Source organism: Arthrobacter sp. 05N428_2, from assembly GCF_056397065.1.
The window spans coordinates 1-18,918 of sequence record NZ_JBFTMR010000001.1 but is presented as its reverse complement, the minus strand read 5'-3'; the positions used below and the strand labels follow the sequence as shown (position 1 = coordinate 18,918).

The following is an 18,918-nucleotide window of genomic DNA, read 5'->3' as shown; positions in this document are numbered from 1 at the left end:
GGCGGCGGGCCTGCGCCGTTCCCGAGGGACATGCCCAGTCCCCGCTGCCGGCCCCGTAGGACATGCCCAGTCCTCGCCGCGGCTGGTGGACATATAGGCACTATGTCCAGTCGCGGGTCGGCCCGGAGGGCATATCCGGTGGACCCTCCCAGCCTGGCAGGACATGCTCAATCTTCGCTGCCGACCCCGTGGGACATGCCCAGTCCTGGCCGCGAATGGTGGACATATAGGCACTATGTCCAGTCACGGGTCGGCCCGGAGGGCATGTCCGGTGGACCCTCCCAGCCTGGCAGGACATGCTCAATCTTCGTTGCCGGCCCGGTGGGACATGCCCAGTCCCCGTTGCCAACCCCGTGGGACATGCCCAGTCTTGGCCGCGAATGGTGGACATATGGGCACTATGTCCAGTCGCGGGTCGGCCCGGAGGGCATGTCCGGGTGGACCGCGTAAGTGCGACTGCCACCAGCCCCACCCCGCACGACCACGCTCACGGGCCGGTGATGTGCATGCTTGTCACGGCCGGCAGGCGCCGATAGTTTGGAACCGCGGCGCCGGCATGGATTGCCGCAGGAACCGCGTCCCCGCCCCGAAGGAGATCACCCCGTGGCAAGCGTGCAGGAGAGCATCGAAGTCGACGTCCCGGTATCCACCGCGTACAACCAGTGGACCCAGTTCGAGACCTTTCCCGAGTTCATGAAGGGGGTCGAAGCCGTCGAGCAGATCGACGAGACTTCCCTCCAGTTCCACACCGACATCGCCGGCGTGCGGCGCGAGTTCCTGGCCCAGATCACCGAGCAGACCCCGGACCGCAGGATCGCCTGGGTCAGCGCGGACAAACCCCGCAACGCCGGCACCGTCACCTTTGAATCCCTCGGCTCCGAGCGCAGCCGCGTCAACGTCGAACTCGAGTGGGAACCCGAGGGCGTGCTGGAAAAAGCCGGTTCCGCCGTGGGTGCTGACAGCCGGCAGGTCAGCGCGGACCTGGGCAGATTCAAAGAGTTCATCGAGTCACGCGGCATCGAAACCGGCGAGTGGCGCTCGTCCGTTGACCGGGGCGAGGTCGACGACGTCGAGCCCGCTGCGGAGGGACCGCGGTAGCCATGGCCACTAAGAAGGGGGCGCCGCAGGGTTCCGAAAGCCCGAGCATCAAGGACCCCGAACTCTACGAAGCGCTGCTGGAGGACGGCGCGTCGAAGCAAAAGGCTGCGCGCATTTCGAACGCGGCAGCCAAGCGCGGCCGCTCCTCCGTGGGCCGCAAGGGCGGCAAGTCCGGCGACTACGAGGACTGGACCGTGCCGCAGCTGAAGGCAAAGGCCAAGGAGATCGGCCTTAAAGGCTACTCGGCCAAGAAAAAGGGCGAACTGATCTCCGCTCTGCGGAATTCCTGATCAATGGCGGCGGCCCCGCGGGCGAAGAACCCGCGCACGGGCTCAGGCACCCTTGCGTGCCTCCTTCGGGGCAGCCGCCTTGGACGCGCTGGTCTTCGCCGCGGGAGCCTTGGACGCGCTGGTCTTCGCCGCGGGAGCCTTCGCAGCAGCGGACTTCGCCGCGGGAGTCTTCGCGGCGGCCGTCTTCGCGGTGGACCTGGTTGCGGTTTTCGGAGCAGGCTTGGTAGCAGCGGTTTTCGCCTTGCTGCCGGCTGCGCCACCGCCTCCGTCGCTCACCCCGACGCCGCCGGACGCCGCGCCGCGTTTGCGCTCGATGCTGCGTTTGAGCGCATCCATCAGGTCGATCACCTCACCGGTTCCCGCCTCCGCCGCCGGAGCACCGAAGGTCTCCTCCGTGTCCAGCGACTCGCCCTGCTCGATCTTGGCGTCGATCAGCTGCCGAAGCTGCAGTTGGTAGTCGTCCGTGAACTGCTCGGGTTCGAAGTCGGCCGCCATCGAGTCCACCAGGGCTGCGGACATCTCGCGCTCCTGCGCCGAGATACGGACGCTGGTTTCGAGCGCGGGGAAGCTCGCCTCGCGCACCTCGTCGGCCCACAGCAGCCCCTGCAACACCAACACGTCGCCGCGGATCCGCAGCGCCCCCAGCCGGGTCTTTTCCCGCAGCGCGAACTGCACAACCGCCACCCGGTCCGTGTCTTCCAGGGCGCGGCGCAGCAGCACATAGGCCTTGGGCGACTTGGCGTCCGGCTCGAGGTAGTAGCTTTTTTCAAACATCATCGGATCGAGCTGCTCGGCGGGCACGAACTGCACCACCTCGATCTCATGGCTGTTCTCCGCAGGGATCGACTTGAGTTCGTCGCGGCTGAGGATCACCGTGCGGCCATCGTCCTCGTAGGCCTTGTCGATGTCCTCGTAGTCGACGATCTTGCTGCAGATCTCGCACCGGCGCTGGTACCGGATCCGGCCGCCGTCGGCGTTATGGACCTGATGCAGGCTGATGTCGTGGTCCTCGGTCGCGCTGTAGACCTTGACCGGCACGTTGACCAGCCCGAACGCTATCGCGCCTTTCCAGATGGCTCTCATGGCTCAAGTGAACACCAGAGCCGGACGGAGGTGAAGTGTTTTGGCTGAGAGTAGGGAACGCGTGCGGGTTGACGGCCGGGAACTGGTGCTGACCAACCTGGACAAGATCATGTACCCGGAGACCGGGACCACCAAGGCCGATGTCCTCGCCTACTACGCCGCCGTCGCGCCGGTCCTGATCCCCGCCGCGGCGAACCGGCCCGCCACCCGGAAGCGCTGGGTCCACGGTGTGGGGACCGCCGGGGCGCCGGGCGAGATGTTCTTCCAGAAGAACCTGGACCACTCCGCGCCGGGCTGGGTGCCGCGCGCCGCCATCACCCACAAGGAACGCACCATCCAGTACCCGCTGGTCAACGACCCCGCCACACTCACCTGGCTGGCGCAGATCGCGTCGCTGGAAATCCACGTGCCGCAGTGGCGGGTGGACCCGCACGGCAACACCCTGCCGCCGGACCGGCTGGTGCTGGACCTGGACCCCGGCGACGGCGCCGGCCTGGCGGAGTGCGTGGAGGTCGCCAAACTGGCCCGCAGCATCCTGCAGGACGTTGGCCTGGAGCCGGTGCCTGTGACCAGCGGCAGCAAAGGCATCCACCTCTACGCCGCACTCGACGGGACGCAAAGCTCGGACCAGATCTCGGAGTTTGCCCACGAACTGGCCCGGGCGCTGGAAGCCGACCACCCGGAGCTGGCCGTGAGCGACATGAAAAAGACCCTGCGCACCGGCAAAGTCCTCGTGGACTGGAGCCAGAACAGCTCCGCGAAGACCACCATCGTGCCCTACTCGCTGCGCGGCAGGCTCCGGCCCACCGTGGCGGCGCCGCGGACCTGGCAGGAACTCGACTCCCCCTCGCTGCACCAGCTCGACTACCTGGAGGTGATGGAACGGGTCCGGGCCGGCAACGACCCCTTCGCCGCCATCTCCGGCGGCGCGCACCACTTCGCTGCCGCGGACGCCGACGACGCCGACGCCCCGAGGCGGGGATCGCAACGGCCCGCGGGCGTCGGCGATGGCGGCGACACCGATCCCCGGCTGGAGAAATACCGGACCAAACGGGATGCGGCGCTCACGCCGGAGCCATTTACCGCGGAGCAGCACCGCGGCAGCTACGACGGCGGCACGCTCCGGGAGAGCTTCGTCATCCAGGAACACCACGCCAGCCGGCTGCACTACGACTTCCGGCTCGAGCGCGACGGCGTCCTGGTGTCCTGGGCGCTGCCCAAGGGAGTCCCCACCAGCAAGGCCAGGAACCACCTCGCGGTCCAGACCGAGGACCACCCGATGGACTACGCGGACTTCGAAGGCACCATCCCCAAGGGTCAGTACGGGGCCGGGACCGTCAGCATCTGGGACCAAGGGCACTACGAGTGCGAGAAGTGGATCGCCGGCAAAGAAGTCATCGCCACCCTGTCCGGGCGGGAGGGAGGCGGCCTGGGCGGCGTCCGGCGGTTCGCCCTGATCCACACCGGACAGGCGAACGACCAGTGGCTCATCCACCTGATGGAGGCTCCTGCTGCCCTGTCGAACCACACGACGACGGAACGCCCGGCGCCGGCGGCGCCGGCAACGACGGAAACTTCGGCGCCGCACTCGGCCCGGGCCCCTGCCCCGGCAGAGCTCGCGCCGATGCTGGCCAGCGCCGGGACCCGGGCGGACCTGGCGGACAAGGACTGGCAGTTCGAACTCAAATGGGACGGAGTTCGGGCCCTGGTCCTGGGTGACGCGGACCGGATCCGGTTGATCAGCCGCAACGGCAACGACATGTCCGCCAGCTACCCGGAACTTACGGACCGGGCCTGCTGGCCCCCGCAGGACTTCGCCGCCGATGGTGAGATCATCGCCGTCGGGCCGTCCGGCCGCCCCGATTTCGGTCTGCTGCAGGGCCGGATGAAGCTGAGCAAACCGGCCGACGTCGCGAAGGCGCAAGCCGCAACCCCGGTGCGGCTGATGCTCTTCGATCTGCTTACCGAGGGCGGCGAGGACCTCCGGCGGCGCCCCTTGGCTGAGCGCCGGGACCGGCTCGAATCCTTCCTCGGCCACGTACCCGGGCCGGGCGGCTGTCCGGTGGCGCTGTCCGAGGTGATCGACGCCGACGTCGGGCACATCCTGGCCAGCGCCGAGGAGCTGGGGCTGGAGGGGGTGATGGCCAAGCGCGTGGACGGCCGCTACGTCGGGCAGCGGAGCCGCTCGTGGCTCAAGCTCAAGTTCGAGAAGACCCAGGAGGTGGTGGTCGGCGGCTGGCGGCCGGGCAACGGCGGCCGCCGCGACTCGGTCGGGTCGCTGCTGCTGGGGATCCCGGACGGGCCGAAGCTGCGCTACGTGGGCCGGGTGGGCAGCGGGTTCAGCACCCGCGAGCTCAAGGAACTGCGCCAACAGCTCGATGCAATGCCGCGCAAGACGTCGCCCTTCGCCGACGTCCCGGCGGAAGACGCTTCGGACGCCCGGTGGGTGTCGGCCAAGCTGGTGGGCGAGGTTACGTTCGGTGAATGGACCGGAAGCGGGAGGCTCCGTCACCCGGTCTGGCGCGGCTGGCGCCTGGACAAGGCCCCGGCGGACGTCGTCGTCGAACCCTTGTGAGGGTCCGCCGCGGCGGACCCTCACAAGCTGCTGCGGAAGCTAGCGGAAGTCGCTGACCTCTGCTGCGGTGGGATAGGCGGTCTGGGTGCCCTTGCGGGTGGCCGCCATGGCCGCGGCCACGGAGGCGTAGCGGGCGGCTTCCACCAGGGTGTCCCCGGCGGCCAGGCGCGCGGCGACCGCCCCGGTGAAGGCATCCCCGGCCCCGGTGGTATCCACGGCCTCCACCCGGGTGGGGGCAATCCGGACCACCGGGGTGCCGGCGGAGGCGTCGAGCGCCACCGATCCCTGCGAGCCCAGCGTCACCAGCACCTGCATCAGCCCGTGCGCGGCAAACTGCGCCACGGCGGGCTCCCAGTCGGCCTCGGGGGCCGCCGGCGAGGGCAGTTCGAAGCCGCCAAGGAACTGCGAGGCCTCGTGGGCGTTGACCAGCAGCACGTCCGTCAGCCCGGCCAGGGCCGCCGGAATCGGCGCATACGGCGAGAGATTCAGCAGCACCCGGGCGCCGGCGTCGCGCCCGGCCTGCGCAGCCGCCTGCACCGTCTCCAGCGGCACCTCCAGGCAGAGGCCCACGACGGCGGCACCGTCGAAGGCGGCAGGGTCCACGTGCTCCGGCGCCAGCGTGCCGTTGGCGCCGGCGGCGATGATGATGGAGTTTTCCCCGGCCGCGTCCACGGAAATCACCGCGACGCCGGTGGGCTCGGCGGTTTTCCGGACACGCGTGACGTCCACGCCGGCGCCGGCCGTGGAGGCCAGCAGCATGGCGCCGTTGTCGTCCGCTCCCACTGCGCCGATCAGCGTGACGGCACCGCCCAGACGGGCCGCGGCCACTGCCTGGTTGGCGCTCTTGCCGCCCGGGTTGACCGCGAAGCCGCTGCCGTGCAGGGTCTCGCCGGGCAGCGGCAACCGCTCGGTGTAGATGGTCAGGTCCGCGTTCAGCGAGCCCACCACCACGATGCGGCCGGCGTTAGCGGTGTTGGTCGGTGCATTCATAGTCAGTGCCCCACCTCGGCCTCAACCGGTTTGGGGATCAGCATCGAGGCGCCCAGCGCCAGGGCGGTGAGCACCAGGGCCACCACCACGGTGGCCAGATAGGAGCCCGAGCCGCCCATGGAGCCCGCGGACGCCAGCACGGCCGGCAGCACCAGGAAGCTCAATCCGGCGCCCAGGTTGAAGGCGCCGGCGTTCATGCCCGGCAGGAACCCGGGGTTGCCCTTGGGTGAGAGCACGACGCCCAGGCCGTTGAGCATGATATTCACGGTGCCGGCGTACATGATGCCGAGAAGTACGGTCCCGGCGATCATGAACCCGAGGTTGTGCAGGCCGAAGAAACCGATGATGGCCAGCGCCACCAGCGATCCCACCATGCCGATGCGCAGCACCCGGGTGTAGCCCAGCACGGGTGCCAGCCGGCCGCTGATCGGCCCAAAGACCCAGCCCAGCAGCGCGTACGGGGTGAGGATCAGCAGCGACATCTCGGTGGCGCCGATCCCGAAACCGGGGTCCGCGGCCTGCACGAAGGCGGGCACGATGCCGTTGATGACGGCGAAGATGCCCGTCATGGTCAGCGTGGTGGTCAGCAGGGGAGCCCAGGTGGCACGCTGGCGCAGGTGGGCCACCTCCACCATCGGGTGCTTGGAGCGTTTTTCGGTCTTCCAGAACAGCGCAAAGGCCACGACGGCGACGACGGCCAGGCCCACCGACCAGGCCAGCGTCGCGGCGGAGAAGCCGGCCAGCAGGCCGGAGGCCTGGTTCAGCGCAGTCAGCAGGGCGCCGACGGCCACCACGATGAAGAACACGCCGGTCCAGTCCATCCTGGTGCCCTCGCCGGGCTTGCTTTCGCCGGCCAGCCAAACGACCAGGGCCGTGGCGACGACGCCAAGGCCCACCATCAGCCAGAAGATGCTGCGGAAGCCGTAGTGCTCGGCGAAGTAGCCGCCGACGAAGGAGTCGACGCCGGCGATGCCGCCGTTGACGGCGGTGATGAGGCCCATCAGGACACCGTATTTCTTCGGTTCGCTGACCGCCGAGCGGAGCATGATCAGGCACAGCGGGACGGTGGGGCCGCTGACGCCCTGGATGATGCGACCCACAAAGAGCCAGGTGACGTCGGGTGCCAGGGCGGAGATGACGGAGCCGACGGCCATCAGGACCATCATGCTGACCAGGATCTTCTTGCGGCCCACGATGTCGCTCAAGCGCGGCAGGAACAGCGAGAACAGCGCCGCGGCGGTGAAGAAGGAGGTCTGGGACAGCCCGATGACGGCCTGGTCCGCGTTCAGCTCCCGGCCCATGGTGACCAGGGCGGGGCTGAGCATGGAGGCATTGAGCTGGAATGCCACGCAGGCGGCCAGCAGCGCCGTCATCAGCGCGGCGACATTGGCGGTGCCGGACTTGGAGCCGGTCAGGGAGTTGCTCACTGCTCAACCTCCCCGATGCGCACGAGGGCGTCCGTGACCAGGTTCCAGAACTTCGCATGGTCCAGGTCCACGGCGACGGAGGTGTGGCAGTCGGCGGGTGCGGGGGCGCGGAAGTCGGCCACCGTCATGCCGAGGGTGAGCGTGCCGGTGAGCTCGATGTCCACCGGTACCTTGCGGGTGGTCATGACCGTCGGGTCGATGACGTAGGCCACGGCGCAGGGGTCGTGCACCGGGGGGAAATCGAAGCCCTGGGCGTCCTTGTAGGTCTTGGTGAAGAACTCCATCAGCTCCATCACGAACTTGGCCGGCTTGGTGCCCACCGCCTCGATCTGGGCCACCACCTCGGGGGTGGCGAGCGCCTGGTGCGTGAGGTCCAGGCCCACCATGACCACCGGCCACTTTTCGTTGAACACGATGTGGGCGGCTTCGGGGTCGATGATGATGTTGAATTCGGACACGGCGCTCCAGTTGCCCACGTGGTAGCCGCCGCCCATCAGGACCACTTCCTGCACGCGCTCAACGATGCGCGGCTCCTTGCGGGCCGCCATCGCAATGTTGGTCAGCCCCGCGGTGGGGACCAGGGTCACGGTGCCGGGCTCGTGGGCCATGATCGTCTCAATGATGAGGTCGACGGCGTGGCGCGGGTCCAGGGTGATGGCGGAGTCGGGCTGGGCCGGGCCGTCCATGCCGGAGTCGCCGTGGATGTCGGGCGCCGTTTCGATTTTTCGGACCAGCGGGCGGTCGCAGCCGGCGGCGAACGGGACGCCGGTGATGCCGGCGATGGTGCCCACGGCCAGGGCGTTGCGGGTCACCTTTTCCAGCGTCTGGTTGCCGACCACAGTGGTCACGGCCAGCAGGTCGATGTTCGGGTTGCCGTGCGCCAGCAGGAGGGCGACGGCGTCATCGTGGCCGGGATCGCAGTCCAGGATGATCTTGCGCGGCTTGCCGGATGGGACAGTCATGATTACTCCACGTCTTTGGGGCCTCTGCATGGTGCAGCAGAGTCAGATAGAAAAAGTGTGGCACCACGCCGCCGTCGCGTCAAACGCTTAACGCGAATTGCGTCAAACGTTTGATGCCATGTCCCGCCCGATGGGGCTCCGGACCGATAGCATCGAGGAATGCGGCCCAACGACGAATCCACCCCCCGGCGCGGCGCCGCCCCGGCGGCTACCGTTCCCGCCCGCGCTCTTCGTGCCAAGGCTGCGGAAAGGGCGGTGGGCGGCACGCCGGGAGCGCGCGTCACGGCCGCCATGGTGGCCGCCCGGGCCGGCGTCTCGATAGCCACGGTCTCCCTGGTGGCCAACGGCAAGACGGCGGGCCGCGTCTCGGCGGACAAAATCGCCCGAGTCAGCCAGGCGATTGACGAGCTCGGCTACGTAGTGGACGGCATTGGCAGCTCGCTGGCCCGGGGCGGCAGCAACCTGGTCATTCTGGCCGCACCGGACGTCGCCAACCCCTTCTTTGCCAAGGTGATCGCCGGCGTGCGGATCGCTCTGGGCGCGGAGTACCAGCTGCTCCTGGCGGTCAGCGAACCGGGCCAGCTGCCCACGCCGGAGGAAGTCCGTGCCCTGATGTCCCTGCGGCCGGCCGGGCTGTTGGTCGATGCCCCGGATGCGGCGTTCCTGGACCGGCTGCACAGCACTGCCCCCGTGGTGTTGCTGGATGCGCCCGGCGTTGAGGGCTACGCGCCCTCCGTGAACCTCGATGTCGGCCATGGCGCCCGCGAGCTTGCCAAACACCTGGCGAATCTGGGGCATACGCGGGTGGCATATCTGGACAGCACCAGCGGGACGGCAACCTTCCGGGTGCGGCGGGACGCGTTCCTGGCGCAGGCCGCCGCCAGCGGCATCCAGGTGCCCGACGGCGCCGTCGCCAGCACCCCTATCGACGTCGGCGCCGCGGCCGCCGCCTTTGCCGGTTCGTGGCCGGCCTGGCAGCACAGCGGGATCACCGCCGTCGTCTGCTGCACTGACACGCACGCCTACGGTGTCCTGCAGGAGGCCCGGGTTGCCGGCATCGTGGTTCCCGGGCGGCTGGCCGTGGCCGGATTCGACGATCTGCCATACTCGGCCACCAGCAGCCCGGCGTTGACCAGCGTGCACCTGCCGGCGGCGGCCCTCGGCGAACAGGCGGGCCGCGCGTTGAAGGAGCTGATGCGCGGCGGCATGCTCACCGAACCGCAGCAGACCCTGGCCAGTACGCTGATCGAGCGCGCGTCCACCACGGGTCAGGCGGACCGCCCATAGGGCAAACCTCGTCAACTTGTGGGGTGCCGAGCTGACCGGGAGGGTTGGGGGCGAGAACCTCCCCGCGCGGGGAGGACATGCCCAGTCCTGACGCCCGCGATTGGGCACAACGGGCATATGCCCATCCCCCGGTCTCGGCGCGGCGCATGTCCCCCGGAAGCTACGCCAATCCGCAGGAGGACATGTCCAGTGGCCACGCCCGCGCCCCACCGTGCGGGAAGGTGAATCAGCCCGGTACCCCTACCAACCCGCGCGATTACGAGGAGTGCGGGACGTCCGGCTTGCCGGTCCGGTGGACCGCGTTTACCGCTGCCTCCTGGCCCGGCCGGCCGTGTTTGGGGTCGTGTTCCTTGGGGTGGCGATGCTTCCCGCTGCCGTCCGGCCACTGCTGGCCCTCGGACGCCGGGGGTGGAAGGTGGTGCGCGGGTTCGGGTCCGGGGGCCTCGTCCATGGTTTCGGCCAGATGGCTGGCTACCTCAGGCTCGATCCCGTCTACGGGGTGGTGTTCCGCCATTGCTCTTCCCTTCCACTGTGCCGGACAACTATGTGCCGGGCAACGATGTGCCGACTGCCGATGTGCCGTGAAACGAAGTGTTCATCCATCGTAGGTCGGCCCGGAGGAGATGTCTGCAGGAACTACCAGCGGACCTTTTTCTCCGCCGGTCCCTGCTTTCCGCTGGCGTGCGTGGGCTTGTGGCTGTGCCCGATGCTCTGCGTGGAGGCGCCGCCCCGCGATTTGCTGGCGAGCATGTCCTTCTGAGCCTCGGTCAGGCGGGACTTGATGCCCGTCCCGGGGCGCTCGGCTCCGGGCTGTTTCCCGGCGTCTTCCACGTCTGTATCGCTGATCTTGCTGCTGTCTTCGTCGGTCATGGAACCACTCTCCTTGTGTGGCCTGGCCCGCCTGCCTCTTCCCGGCACCCGGGTGGCTCCACTTTATGCGGCCAGGGATCCCCTTGAACACCCTCGTTGCGGCGCCCCAGCGGCGCTCCCGTGGGGTTGCCAGAAACATCAATCCGGGTCTAAAACCGGCCTCTAGAGCGCGCCTGTGGAAAAAGTTTGGCGGCTTCGGAACGAATGTCTTCAGTTCCCAGTAGCCGCGCGGTGAAAGCGGGGAAAAGAACTCCCTGATTAGGGGCCGATTGGGCCGAAAATTCCGGCATCATACGGCACCGAAATCGGAAAATCCATGGAAACCACGTAAAATTGAAAGCCTGCCCGGAGCGGGGCAGCTACAAGTCGTAAGCAAATGACCTCCCTAGGAGCGGCCCAAATGCCCAAAGACCGAAGCACGACCGACTCTTCAGCAGGCGTCTCGAACGCCAGCAGAACCAACCAAGCTGCACCCAAGGGTGCCAAGAAACCGAAACTGCGGCGCCGCCGGCTCCGTGAGTCCGACGTCAACGTTGTCGACCAGCCAATGCTCAAAAAGGCCCTCGGCGGCACCATCGTGGGTAACACCATGGAATGGTACGACGTCGGCGTGTTCGGCTACCTGATCACCACCATGGGTCCGGTATTCCTGCCGGAGGCGGACAAGTCCGTCCAGACCCTCTTCCTGCTCGGCACCTTCGCCGCCACCTTCATCGCCCGCCCCCTCGGCGGAGTCGTGTTCGGCTGGCTTGGCGACAAGGTCGGCCGGCAGAAGGTCCTCGCCGCGACACTTATGATCATGGCGGCCAGCACCTTCGCCGTCGGCCTCCTGCCGGGTTACGCCCAGATCGGCATCTGGGCCGCTGTCCTGCTGGTCCTGTTCAAGGTGATCCAGGGCTTCTCCACCGGCGGCGAGTACGCCGGCGCCACAACCTTCGTGAGCGAGTACGCCCCGGACAAACGGCGCGGATTCTTCGCCAGCTTCCTGGACATGGGCAGCTACCTCGGCTTCGCCGCCGGCGCCGCCCTCGTGTCCGTGCTGCAGCTGACTCTCGGCCAGGACAGCATGGAGCAATGGGGCTGGCGTGTTCCGTTCCTGCTGGCCGGTCCGCTTGGCCTGATCGCCGTGTACTTCCGGAGCAAGATCGAGGAATCCCCCCAGTTCCAAGCCACCCTCGATGCCCAGGCGAACCTCGCCAAGGATGCCACCGCCGCTGACACGGCCGCGTCCAAGGGCCCGGTGGGCATTGTGAAGGCCTACTGGCGCTCTATCATCGTCGCGATGGTCCTGGTGGCCGCAGCCAACACGGCCGGCTACGCCCTCACGTCGTACATGCCGACCTACCTCACCGAGTCCAAGGGCTACGACGAACTGCACGGCACCCTGCTGACGATCCCCGTACTTGTCATCATGAGTCTCTGCATTCCGCTGACCGGCAAGCTCTCCGACCGGATCGGGCGGCGCCCGGTGCTGTGGATCGGTGCCATCAGCACCGTGGTCCTGGCGACCCCCGCGTTCCTGCTGATTGGCATCGGCGAAATCTGGTCCACGTTGGCCGGACTTTCCCTGATTGCGTTCCCTGTGACGTTCTACGTGGCCAACCTGGCCTCCGCGCTGCCGGCCCAGTTCCCGACGGCCAGCCGGTACGGCGCCATGGGCATTGCGTACAACTTCTCGGTGGCCATCTTCGGCGGCACCACCCCGTTCATCGTTGCCGCCCTGATCAACGCCACCGGCAACGACATGATGCCGGCCTACTACCTGATGGCCACCTCGGCGATCGGCGCCGTGGCGATCTACTTCCTCAAGGAGTCCGCCCAGATGCCGCTGCCCGGCTCGATGCCGAGCGTGGACACCCAGGCCGAAGCCCGCGAACTGGTCGCCACGCAGGACGAGAACCCGCTGATCGACCTTGAGCACATGGATATGCCGCTCACCGCAATGGAAAGCAACGACGGCGACGCCGGCAGGGTTCCGTCCCGGGTCTAGTCCCAGGCCGGCCAGTACGGCTCCAGCGCCCCGCCCAGAGAGGCCCGTCGCGCGCGCTTTCCCTGCCAGGGAAGCCCGCGGGGCGGGCCTTTGGCAGGCCCGCGCGCTGCTGCGGCCGTCTACTTCGGCCGGCGCGGCGGCCCCGCGACAAAACGGTTGGGAACCACGCGCGCGGCCGCGACGAGGAGCTTGTAGCGTTTGCTCGGAATCGAGACGGCCCTGCCTTTTCCGTTGTCGGCCAGACCCTCGCGCACCACTTGTTCGGCCCGCAGCCACATCCAGGCCGGGGCCACTGCTGTGTCCATGCCCATCCGGTCGTGGAATTCGGTGTGCGTAAAGCCGGGGCAGACGGCCGTCACCTTCACCCCGCGCCCGGCATAGGCAAGGTTGGCCCAGCGGCTGAAGCTGAGCAGCCACGCCTTGGCGGCGGAATACGTTTCGCGCGGCAGAAATGCCGCCACGGACGCCACGTTGATGATCCGACCCGATTGCCGTTGCAGCATGCCCTGCAGCGCGGCGTGCGCCAGTTCCATCGCCGTCTCGACATGCAGCTTGAGGTGCCGTTTTTCCTCGGCGATGTCGTTGTCCGCGAAGGAGCGCAGCAGCCCCATGCCCGCATTGTTCACCAGGATCTCAACCGGCCGCGCCGGGTCGCTGAGGCGTTCGACGACGGCGGCCACGCCGCCGTCGTCCGTCAGGTCCGCTGCGAGCACCTCGGCGCGCACGCCGTAGCGGTTCGCCAACTCCGCCGCGCTGGCCTGCAGGCGTGCAGTATCGCGGGCCACCAGGACCACGTTGTGTCCTTGTTCGGCGAGCTGGCGCGCGAACTCGGCACCGAGCCCCGCAGTGGCTCCGGTGATCAGGGCGGTGGTGGCCATAGCCGGTGATCCTTCGGCGGGGGTGTTCATAGCCAAAGCCTAGCTGCCCTGGCCAGCCGGGTGATCAGGCCAGGGCCGGAGGCGCGGCAAGCTCGTCTTCCGCCGGGCCCTCTGCGGCCCGGTAGCGTTGCTGCAGCTCTTCGGCCGCAAGCTCATACCAGGTGTGCGCTCCGAAGGAGGGGCTGGGGGTGTCCAGATGGCGGTACAGGGCGTCTGCCAACTGCCCCAGGGCAACGTCGGACAGCGCTTGTACCGTAGCGGCAGGGTCCAGGGTGCCCTCAAAATAATCGGAGAGCGCCATGCCTTCGATGAGATCCGGACCGTCCGCCGCGGCGCTGACCGCGCCGCCCGGCGCCGGGCTGTTCGCCGCCTCGTCGAAGCCGTCGGGCTGGTCGAGCTGGTCGAACTGCTCAAGCTGGTCAGTGAGGCGCCCGTTGACGGCTCCGCGGAGATCGCCGTCCAGGCCGGCGAGGACCTCGCCGTCGGACCCCACGTGCAACAGGCAAATCGGCAGTTCCGCCGGTTCCTGAAGGAGCAGCCGGAAGCCCTCGGCCTGAGTTGCCGCCAGCTGCCGGAGGTAAAGCAGGATCTCAGGGTCGAGGTGCGAGGATCCGTGCAGGTCGATGCTGACATCCGAGCCCGCGGCCAGGCGGCTGGCGCGCCGCATAATGTGCAGCAGGGCGGGGTAGTTTGCCTGGGTCAGGCAACCGGTGACTTCCAGGGTCACATGTCCGGGATCGACTTCCACTCGGACAAGCACACGCAGTTTGTGGTTCACGGGGTTCTCCAAAAAGACTCGTCCTTGAGCCAACTGCATAACTCAACCTCAACCATACGGACTTGTCACGCGGCTCACAAGCGTTCAGGCCCCGGCGGGCGCCTGTTCGGGCCAGTCGATGCACTGGTTGTAGGCATCATGTTTGCGCAGGTAGCGGTAGACGTAGGGGCAGTCCGGGATGATCCGCTTCCCGGAGGCCACCACGTCGTCCAGTGCGAAGTGCACCAAGACCCCGGCCAAACCTTTTCCCTTGAACTTTTCAGCGGTTTCCGTGTGGATGAAATCGATGTGGCCCGGCCGGTCGATGTAGCGCACCTGGACCGCGAGCTCGCCGCCGACATGCAACTCGTAGCGGTGCAGGGCATCGTTGCGGCTCGTGAAGACGTCCGTGGCGAACGTGTCTTCAGTACCTACCGAGTTCTCCGTCATGGTTCGACATTGGCACTTAACGGCGGGTGTGGCAATGCCAGTCCGGATCCGCCCGGACCACTGTGGGAGGAGCCCCGTGCCGGAACCCGGCCCAGCAGCAGCACGGCCAGAGCGAAGCTGACTGCCCCGCCGCCGAGCAGTCCCACCGTCAGGCCGTTGAGGGCCGCGTCGGCCACCGGGATGAAGACCACGACGGCGGCTGTCACCACGGCGACGGCCGGCCGCGCGCGCGATGGGTCAGTCGACGTCGGCCGCTGTTCCAGCCGCCCGAACACGGCCAGTACCGGCAGCAGCAGGCCGACGACGCCGAGCAGCACCAGGGGCCTGGTCCACCACCAGGCGGCAGTTCCCCCCGCAGGCTGTGGAAGACCGGAGAGCAGGATCAGGCCGGACATGCCTGCGAGGAGTGGCAGGTGCCAGAGGTAGACGGTCAGGGAATGGCGTCCGGCCCCGGCCAGCAGCCTACGGACCAGGGCTCGGGCCGCCAGCCGGACCAGTACGGGCCGCAGCAGTTGCAGCGACGCGGCCTGGGAGACGGCCAGGAGGAACAGCGGCAGGTTGGGCGGGTTGAGGTTGACGAGCATGTTGCCGGAATACAGCCGCAGCAGCACAAGCAGCCCGAGCAACAGGTTGCTCGCCGCCACAAGGCCGAGCAGTCCGGACGGCCCGATCCCCGGCATCCTCCGGTCGGCCACGAAGAAGCCGAGCTGCTGCACAGCGCACCACAGGAAGACCATGTTGGCGTAGGCCAGCCACGGCAGCGCACCACGGGCACAGTCCACCGCCACCACCAGGGAGACGAGGGCGGCCAAGGTCAGCCAGGGCGCACGGTCGTGCAGCGCGGACAGCCACGGGAGATTCAGCTGCGCCGCGAGGTAAGCGGCCAGGAACCACAACGGCATGCCCGCGCCGCTGGCCAGCAGCTGGATCACCTGAGGGTCCACGCCGCTGAGACGCGCGGCCCACAAGCCGATAAACATGGCGGCCAGCAGCACCGCGGCCGGGCGGATCAACCGCAACAACCGGCCCTGGACGAATTCGATGGCGTTGCCGCCGGCCGATCGCAGCCGTCGCCAGGAATGCAGACCGGTGACGCCGCCGGCGACGAAAAACAGGGGCATCACCTGAAGCACCCAGACCACGGGCTCGAACCAGCGCTGCTCCCCCAGAGTGTTTTGGGAGCTCACGGTGCCGTCCGGGTGCAGGACCGGGCTGACCATCATCGTGTGCCCCACCACCACCAGCGCGAGACAAAAGAACCGGGCGAGGTCTATCACCAGGTCGCGCTCCGGCGCAGCTGCTGCTGCTTCACCGCTTGCGGGCTGCTGCATGGTGTTCCTTACAGTGGCGGCCGGTTCAACGTCCGCTTTCCTCCATTGTCGGCCCAGCCCGCGGGATCGCAAGGCTTAATCCCCGCTCGATAGGGACAAATGGACCTAGTGGCGTCGGCCTTTCCGGCGTATTGCTGGAAAGGTGAACGCGGCCAGCTTTATCAACCCGGCAATCGCCCGCAAAGGAGTCCCCGCCACAGCGCCCGGCCCCTGGAAGCGCTACGTCGCGCTAGGCGACTCGTTCACCGCCGGCATAGGCGATCCCGAGCCACTGAACCCGGGCGGCGTGAGGGGCTGGGCCGACCGGATCGCCGAGGAGTTCACTGCCTCTCGCCCGAACTTTTCCTACGCCAACCTGGCGATCAGCGGTCTCGTGCTGCAGCAGATTGTGGACCAGCAACTCGGCCCGGCGATCGCCCTGAAACCGGACCTCGTCACGCTTTCCGCCGGCGGAAACGACCTGGTCTTTCACCGTCGCGATCCCGACCGACTGGCGGTGAGCCTGGACGAAGCGGTGGCGGCACTCTCCGCCACCGGCGCCACCGTCGTGCTTTTCACCGGACCGGACTGGGGCGATACGCCGCTGTTCAACCACATCCGCGGCAAGGTGGCCGTCTTCAACGAGAACATCCGGACCATCGCCGTGCGGCACCACGGCGTGATCGCCGACTTGTGGACGCTTCGACAATTGAGCGACCCGCAGATGTGGGATCCGGACCGCCTGCATTTCTCGCCGCTCGGCCACCACACAATCGCCAGCATGGTGCTGGATACACTGCACGTCCCGCACACCCTGCAGCCGCTGCAGCCCAAACCCCTGCCGGCCGGTAACTGGCGGGCGACGCGGGCCGGCGACCTCGCCTGGGCCACGCACTACCTGCTGCCCTGGATGATGCAGCGGGTACGGCCGCGCGGCGCCGACGGTCCTCCTGCCGCGAAACGCCCCGAGCCGGGCCCGGTCTTCCGCGGACCCGGCGAAGCAGCACACCCCTAGCCTGGCCGGAAACTGTCGGCTAACCTTTCGGCACGGCTCCCAGCCGTAGACCTGAACGGCCCGCAGAACGATCATGAGGAGCGAAGTTGCCTAATCACACTTACAGCATTTCCGAAATTGTCGGGACCTCGAACGAAGGCGTGGACGCCGCCGTCCGGAACGGTGTCTCCGAAGCCGCGAAAACGCTGCGGAACCTGGACTGGTTCGAAGTCAAGGAGATCCGCGGGCACCTCGAGAACGGCGAGGTCATCGACTGGCAGGTGACGATCAAGCTCGGGTTCCGGCTGGAGCGCTGAGGTCCGGGAGGTCCCCGCATGCAGTACAGCCAGCTGGGCCGGTCCGGCCTCAAGGTTTCCCGCCTCTGCCTGGGCACCATGAATTTCGGGCCGCAGACCGAGGAACCTGCCGCCCACGCGATCATGGATTCCGCCCTCGACGCCGGCATCAATTTCTTCGACACGGCCAACGTCTACGGCGGGTCCAAGGCCCGGGGCTGGACCGAGGAGATTGTCGGCCGGTGGTTCGCCAAAGGTGGCGAGCGACGTGAGCGCACGGTGCTCGCCACCAAGGTGTACGGCACCATGTCGGACCGGCCCAATGAGTCCAGGCTTTCGGCCCTGAACATCCGCCGCGCCCTCGACGCCAGCCTTAAGCGCCTCGGCACGGACTACATCGACCTGTACCAGTTCCATCACGTGGACCGGAACACCCCTTGGGAGGAGATCTGGCAAGCCGTTGATGTCGCGGTGCAACAAGGAAAGATCCTCTATTCGGGCAGCAGCAACTTCGCCGGGTGGCACCTGGCCCGGGCGCAGGAAGCCGCGGACCGCCGGCATTCGAACGGCCTGGTCAGCGAGCAGTCCATCTACAACCTGCTGACCCGCAACGCCGAACTCGAGGTGATCCCGGCAGCACAGCAGTACGGCCTGGGGCTCCTGCCCTGGTCACCGTTGAACGGCGGGCTGCTAGGCGGAGTGCTCAAAGAAGAGGACGCCGGCGTCCGCAGGTCGGAAGGCCGGGCCCTGGAAGCTCTCAAGAAGCACAGTGACCAGATCCGCCGCTACGAGGCCTTCGCCGAGGAGCTGGGCCACGAGCCCGCGGCGCTGGCATTGGCGTGGTTGCTGCACCAGCCTGCGGTGACGGCGCCCATCGTCGGTCCGCGCACCCAAGAGCAGTTGGACGCCGCCCTCCGGGCGCTCTCCATCGAGCTCGACGTCGAAGCCCTCCAGAGCCTCGACGCCATTTTTCCCGGCCACCGGACGGCACCCGAGGATTATGCCTGGTGAATCCGCCGGTATCCGACGACAGCGAGATCGGGAAAGCTTTTCCCTGCACGGAACAGCGGGAAATTCCCCGTGAACAATAGGATTTCCGCAGCTCTCGCGGCTACCGAGTGGCGTTTTGATAGTAAGCATGATTAGTATTTAGACAGAAGGATGAAGCGCACCCGGCAACCCGGGTGTCTCCTCAATGAAAGAGAAGGGCCAAAATAATGGGTTTTTTCGCATTTCTGATTCTGGGTCTTATTGCCGGTGCAATCGCTAAGGCTATCCTGCCGGGGCGTCAGGGCGGTGGCATTTTGATCACCCTGCTGCTCGGCGTCGTGGGCGCCTTCCTGGGCGGCTGGCTTGGCGGATTGATCTTCGGCACGGGACTGCAGGAATTCTTCTCACTGACCACGTGGCTCCTGGCCATCGTGGGCTCGATCATCGTCCTCCTGATTTACGGCATGATCACCAAGCGCACGGCCCGCTAAAGGCTGAAGCTAACAAAGGCCGGTCCCGGGGTGAACTGCTCCCCGAAAGTTGGACTGAGAAATCGGTCCTTCTATCGGGGAGCAGTTTTATGCAGGACAGTAGTTCGTTATCTGAGGAACAGCGCGAGGCCGCGGTAGCGTTGTTCGAGATGGGTTGGGGCGCGAAGGCAGCGGCGACGA

At 67.5% G+C, this 18,918-nt stretch carries 19 protein-coding genes; 9 read left to right on the top strand and 10 right to left on the bottom strand.

What is annotated here, in order from left to right:
• Positions 1–603: 603 nt before the first annotated feature.
• Positions 604–1,098, top strand: a complete 495-nt coding sequence (locus tag AC1DGI_RS00095; RefSeq protein WP_476897303.1) for an SRPBCC family protein — start codon at positions 604–606, stop codon at positions 1,096–1,098.
• Between the two features lie 2 nt (positions 1,099–1,100).
• Positions 1,101–1,388, top strand: a complete 288-nt coding sequence (locus AC1DGI_RS00090) for a DUF7218 family protein (protein WP_476897302.1) — start codon at positions 1,101–1,103, stop codon at positions 1,386–1,388.
• A 42-nt stretch (positions 1,389–1,430) separates the two neighbouring features.
• On the opposite strand, the gene ku is transcribed toward AC1DGI_RS00090, so the two are convergent.
• Entirely contained in the window at positions 1,431–2,471 is a 1,041-nt protein-coding gene (ku, locus tag AC1DGI_RS00085; RefSeq protein WP_476897301.1) for a non-homologous end joining protein Ku, read from the bottom strand.
• Between the two features lie 40 nt (positions 2,472–2,511).
• On the opposite strand from ku, the gene AC1DGI_RS00080 reads away from it, so the two are divergent.
• The gene (locus tag AC1DGI_RS00080) at positions 2,512–5,046 is read left to right on the top strand and encodes an ATP-dependent DNA ligase (RefSeq protein ID WP_476897300.1); all 2,535 of its coding nucleotides are present in this window, start codon (positions 2,512–2,514) and stop codon (positions 5,044–5,046) included.
• A gap of 39 nt (positions 5,047–5,085) precedes the next feature.
• Here AC1DGI_RS00080 and AC1DGI_RS00075 read toward each other — a convergent pair whose 3' ends face one another.
• From AC1DGI_RS00075 to uriH, 3 genes are read right to left on the bottom strand one after another with little or no spacing between them, the layout of a single operon-like run.
• Positions 5,086–6,036, bottom strand: coding sequence for a ribokinase (locus tag AC1DGI_RS00075; protein WP_476897299.1), 951 nt, complete (start codon positions 6,034–6,036; stop codon positions 5,086–5,088).
• A 2-nt stretch (positions 6,037–6,038) separates the two neighbouring features.
• Positions 6,039–7,463 carry a uridine transporter UriT gene (gene uriT / locus AC1DGI_RS00070; protein WP_476897298.1) on the bottom strand — a complete coding sequence of 475 codons (1,425 nt, stop codon included), beginning with the start codon at positions 7,461–7,463 and terminating at the stop codon, positions 6,039–6,041.
• The gene (gene uriH / locus AC1DGI_RS00065; protein WP_476897297.1) at positions 7,460–8,425 is read right to left on the bottom strand and encodes a uridine-preferring nucleoside hydrolase UriH; all 966 of its coding nucleotides are present in this window, start codon (positions 8,423–8,425) and stop codon (positions 7,460–7,462) included. The genes uriT and uriH overlap by 4 nt, the downstream gene beginning before the upstream one ends.
• A 291-nt stretch (positions 8,426–8,716) precedes the next feature.
• Between uriH and AC1DGI_RS00060 the strand changes: the two genes are divergently transcribed.
• The gene (locus tag AC1DGI_RS00060) at positions 8,717–9,712 is read left to right on the top strand and encodes a LacI family DNA-binding transcriptional regulator (protein ID WP_441402552.1); all 996 of its coding nucleotides are present in this window, start codon (positions 8,717–8,719) and stop codon (positions 9,710–9,712) included.
• Between the two features lie 256 nt (positions 9,713–9,968).
• Here AC1DGI_RS00060 and AC1DGI_RS00055 read toward each other — a convergent pair whose 3' ends face one another.
• Positions 9,969–10,226 carry a hypothetical protein gene (locus AC1DGI_RS00055; protein ID WP_476897296.1) on the bottom strand — a complete coding sequence of 86 codons (258 nt, stop codon included), beginning with the start codon at positions 10,224–10,226 and terminating at the stop codon, positions 9,969–9,971.
• A 122-nt stretch (positions 10,227–10,348) separates the two neighbouring features.
• Complete coding sequence (locus tag AC1DGI_RS00050) at positions 10,349–10,582, bottom strand: hypothetical protein (RefSeq protein ID WP_441402550.1); 234 nt, start codon at positions 10,580–10,582, stop codon at positions 10,349–10,351.
• A 400-nt stretch (positions 10,583–10,982) separates the two neighbouring features.
• Between AC1DGI_RS00050 and AC1DGI_RS00045 the strand changes: the two genes are divergently transcribed.
• Positions 10,983–12,572 (top strand): MFS transporter, encoded by a 1,590-nt coding sequence (locus AC1DGI_RS00045; RefSeq protein WP_476897295.1) that lies wholly within the window; start codon positions 10,983–10,985, stop codon positions 12,570–12,572.
• A gap of 119 nt (positions 12,573–12,691) precedes the next feature.
• On the opposite strand, the gene AC1DGI_RS00040 is transcribed toward AC1DGI_RS00045, so the two are convergent.
• The 4 genes from AC1DGI_RS00040 to AC1DGI_RS00025 form a co-directional block, all read right to left on the bottom strand.
• A complete protein-coding gene (locus tag AC1DGI_RS00040) occupies positions 12,692–13,480 on the bottom strand; it encodes an SDR family NAD(P)-dependent oxidoreductase (protein ID WP_476897294.1) in 789 nt (262 codons plus the stop codon).
• Positions 13,481–13,514: 34 nt separating this feature from the next.
• On the bottom strand, positions 13,515–14,228 hold the full coding sequence (locus tag AC1DGI_RS00035; RefSeq protein ID WP_476897293.1) for a hypothetical protein: 714 nt from the start codon (positions 14,226–14,228) through the stop codon (positions 13,515–13,517).
• 84 nt (positions 14,229–14,312) lie between these two features.
• Positions 14,313–14,657, bottom strand: a complete 345-nt coding sequence (locus tag AC1DGI_RS00030) for a GNAT family N-acetyltransferase (RefSeq protein ID WP_441399656.1) — start codon at positions 14,655–14,657, stop codon at positions 14,313–14,315.
• Entirely contained in the window at positions 14,654–15,988 is a 1,335-nt protein-coding gene (locus AC1DGI_RS00025; RefSeq protein WP_476897292.1) for an acyltransferase family protein, read from the bottom strand. Before AC1DGI_RS00025 ends, AC1DGI_RS00030 begins: the two co-directional genes overlap by 4 nt.
• A gap of 142 nt (positions 15,989–16,130) precedes the next feature.
• Here AC1DGI_RS00025 and AC1DGI_RS00020 point away from each other — a divergent pair, with 142 nt between their 5' ends.
• The 4 genes from AC1DGI_RS00020 (at position 16,131) to AC1DGI_RS00005 (ending at position 18,738) form a co-directional block, all read left to right on the top strand.
• Positions 16,131–16,982: an SGNH/GDSL hydrolase family protein gene (locus AC1DGI_RS00020; protein WP_441399654.1), complete on the top strand. Its 852-nt coding sequence runs from the start codon at positions 16,131–16,133 to the stop codon at positions 16,980–16,982.
• A gap of 86 nt (positions 16,983–17,068) precedes the next feature.
• A complete protein-coding gene (locus AC1DGI_RS00015; protein WP_441399653.1) occupies positions 17,069–17,278 on the top strand; it encodes a dodecin in 210 nt (69 codons plus the stop codon).
• An 18-nt stretch (positions 17,279–17,296) separates the two neighbouring features.
• Positions 17,297–18,268, top strand: a complete 972-nt coding sequence (locus AC1DGI_RS00010; RefSeq protein ID WP_441399652.1) for an aldo/keto reductase — start codon at positions 17,297–17,299, stop codon at positions 18,266–18,268.
• Between the two features lie 206 nt (positions 18,269–18,474).
• On the top strand, positions 18,475–18,738 hold the full coding sequence (locus tag AC1DGI_RS00005) for a GlsB/YeaQ/YmgE family stress response membrane protein (protein ID WP_441399651.1): 264 nt from the start codon (positions 18,475–18,477) through the stop codon (positions 18,736–18,738).
• The last annotated feature ends 180 nt before the right edge of the window (positions 18,739–18,918 follow it).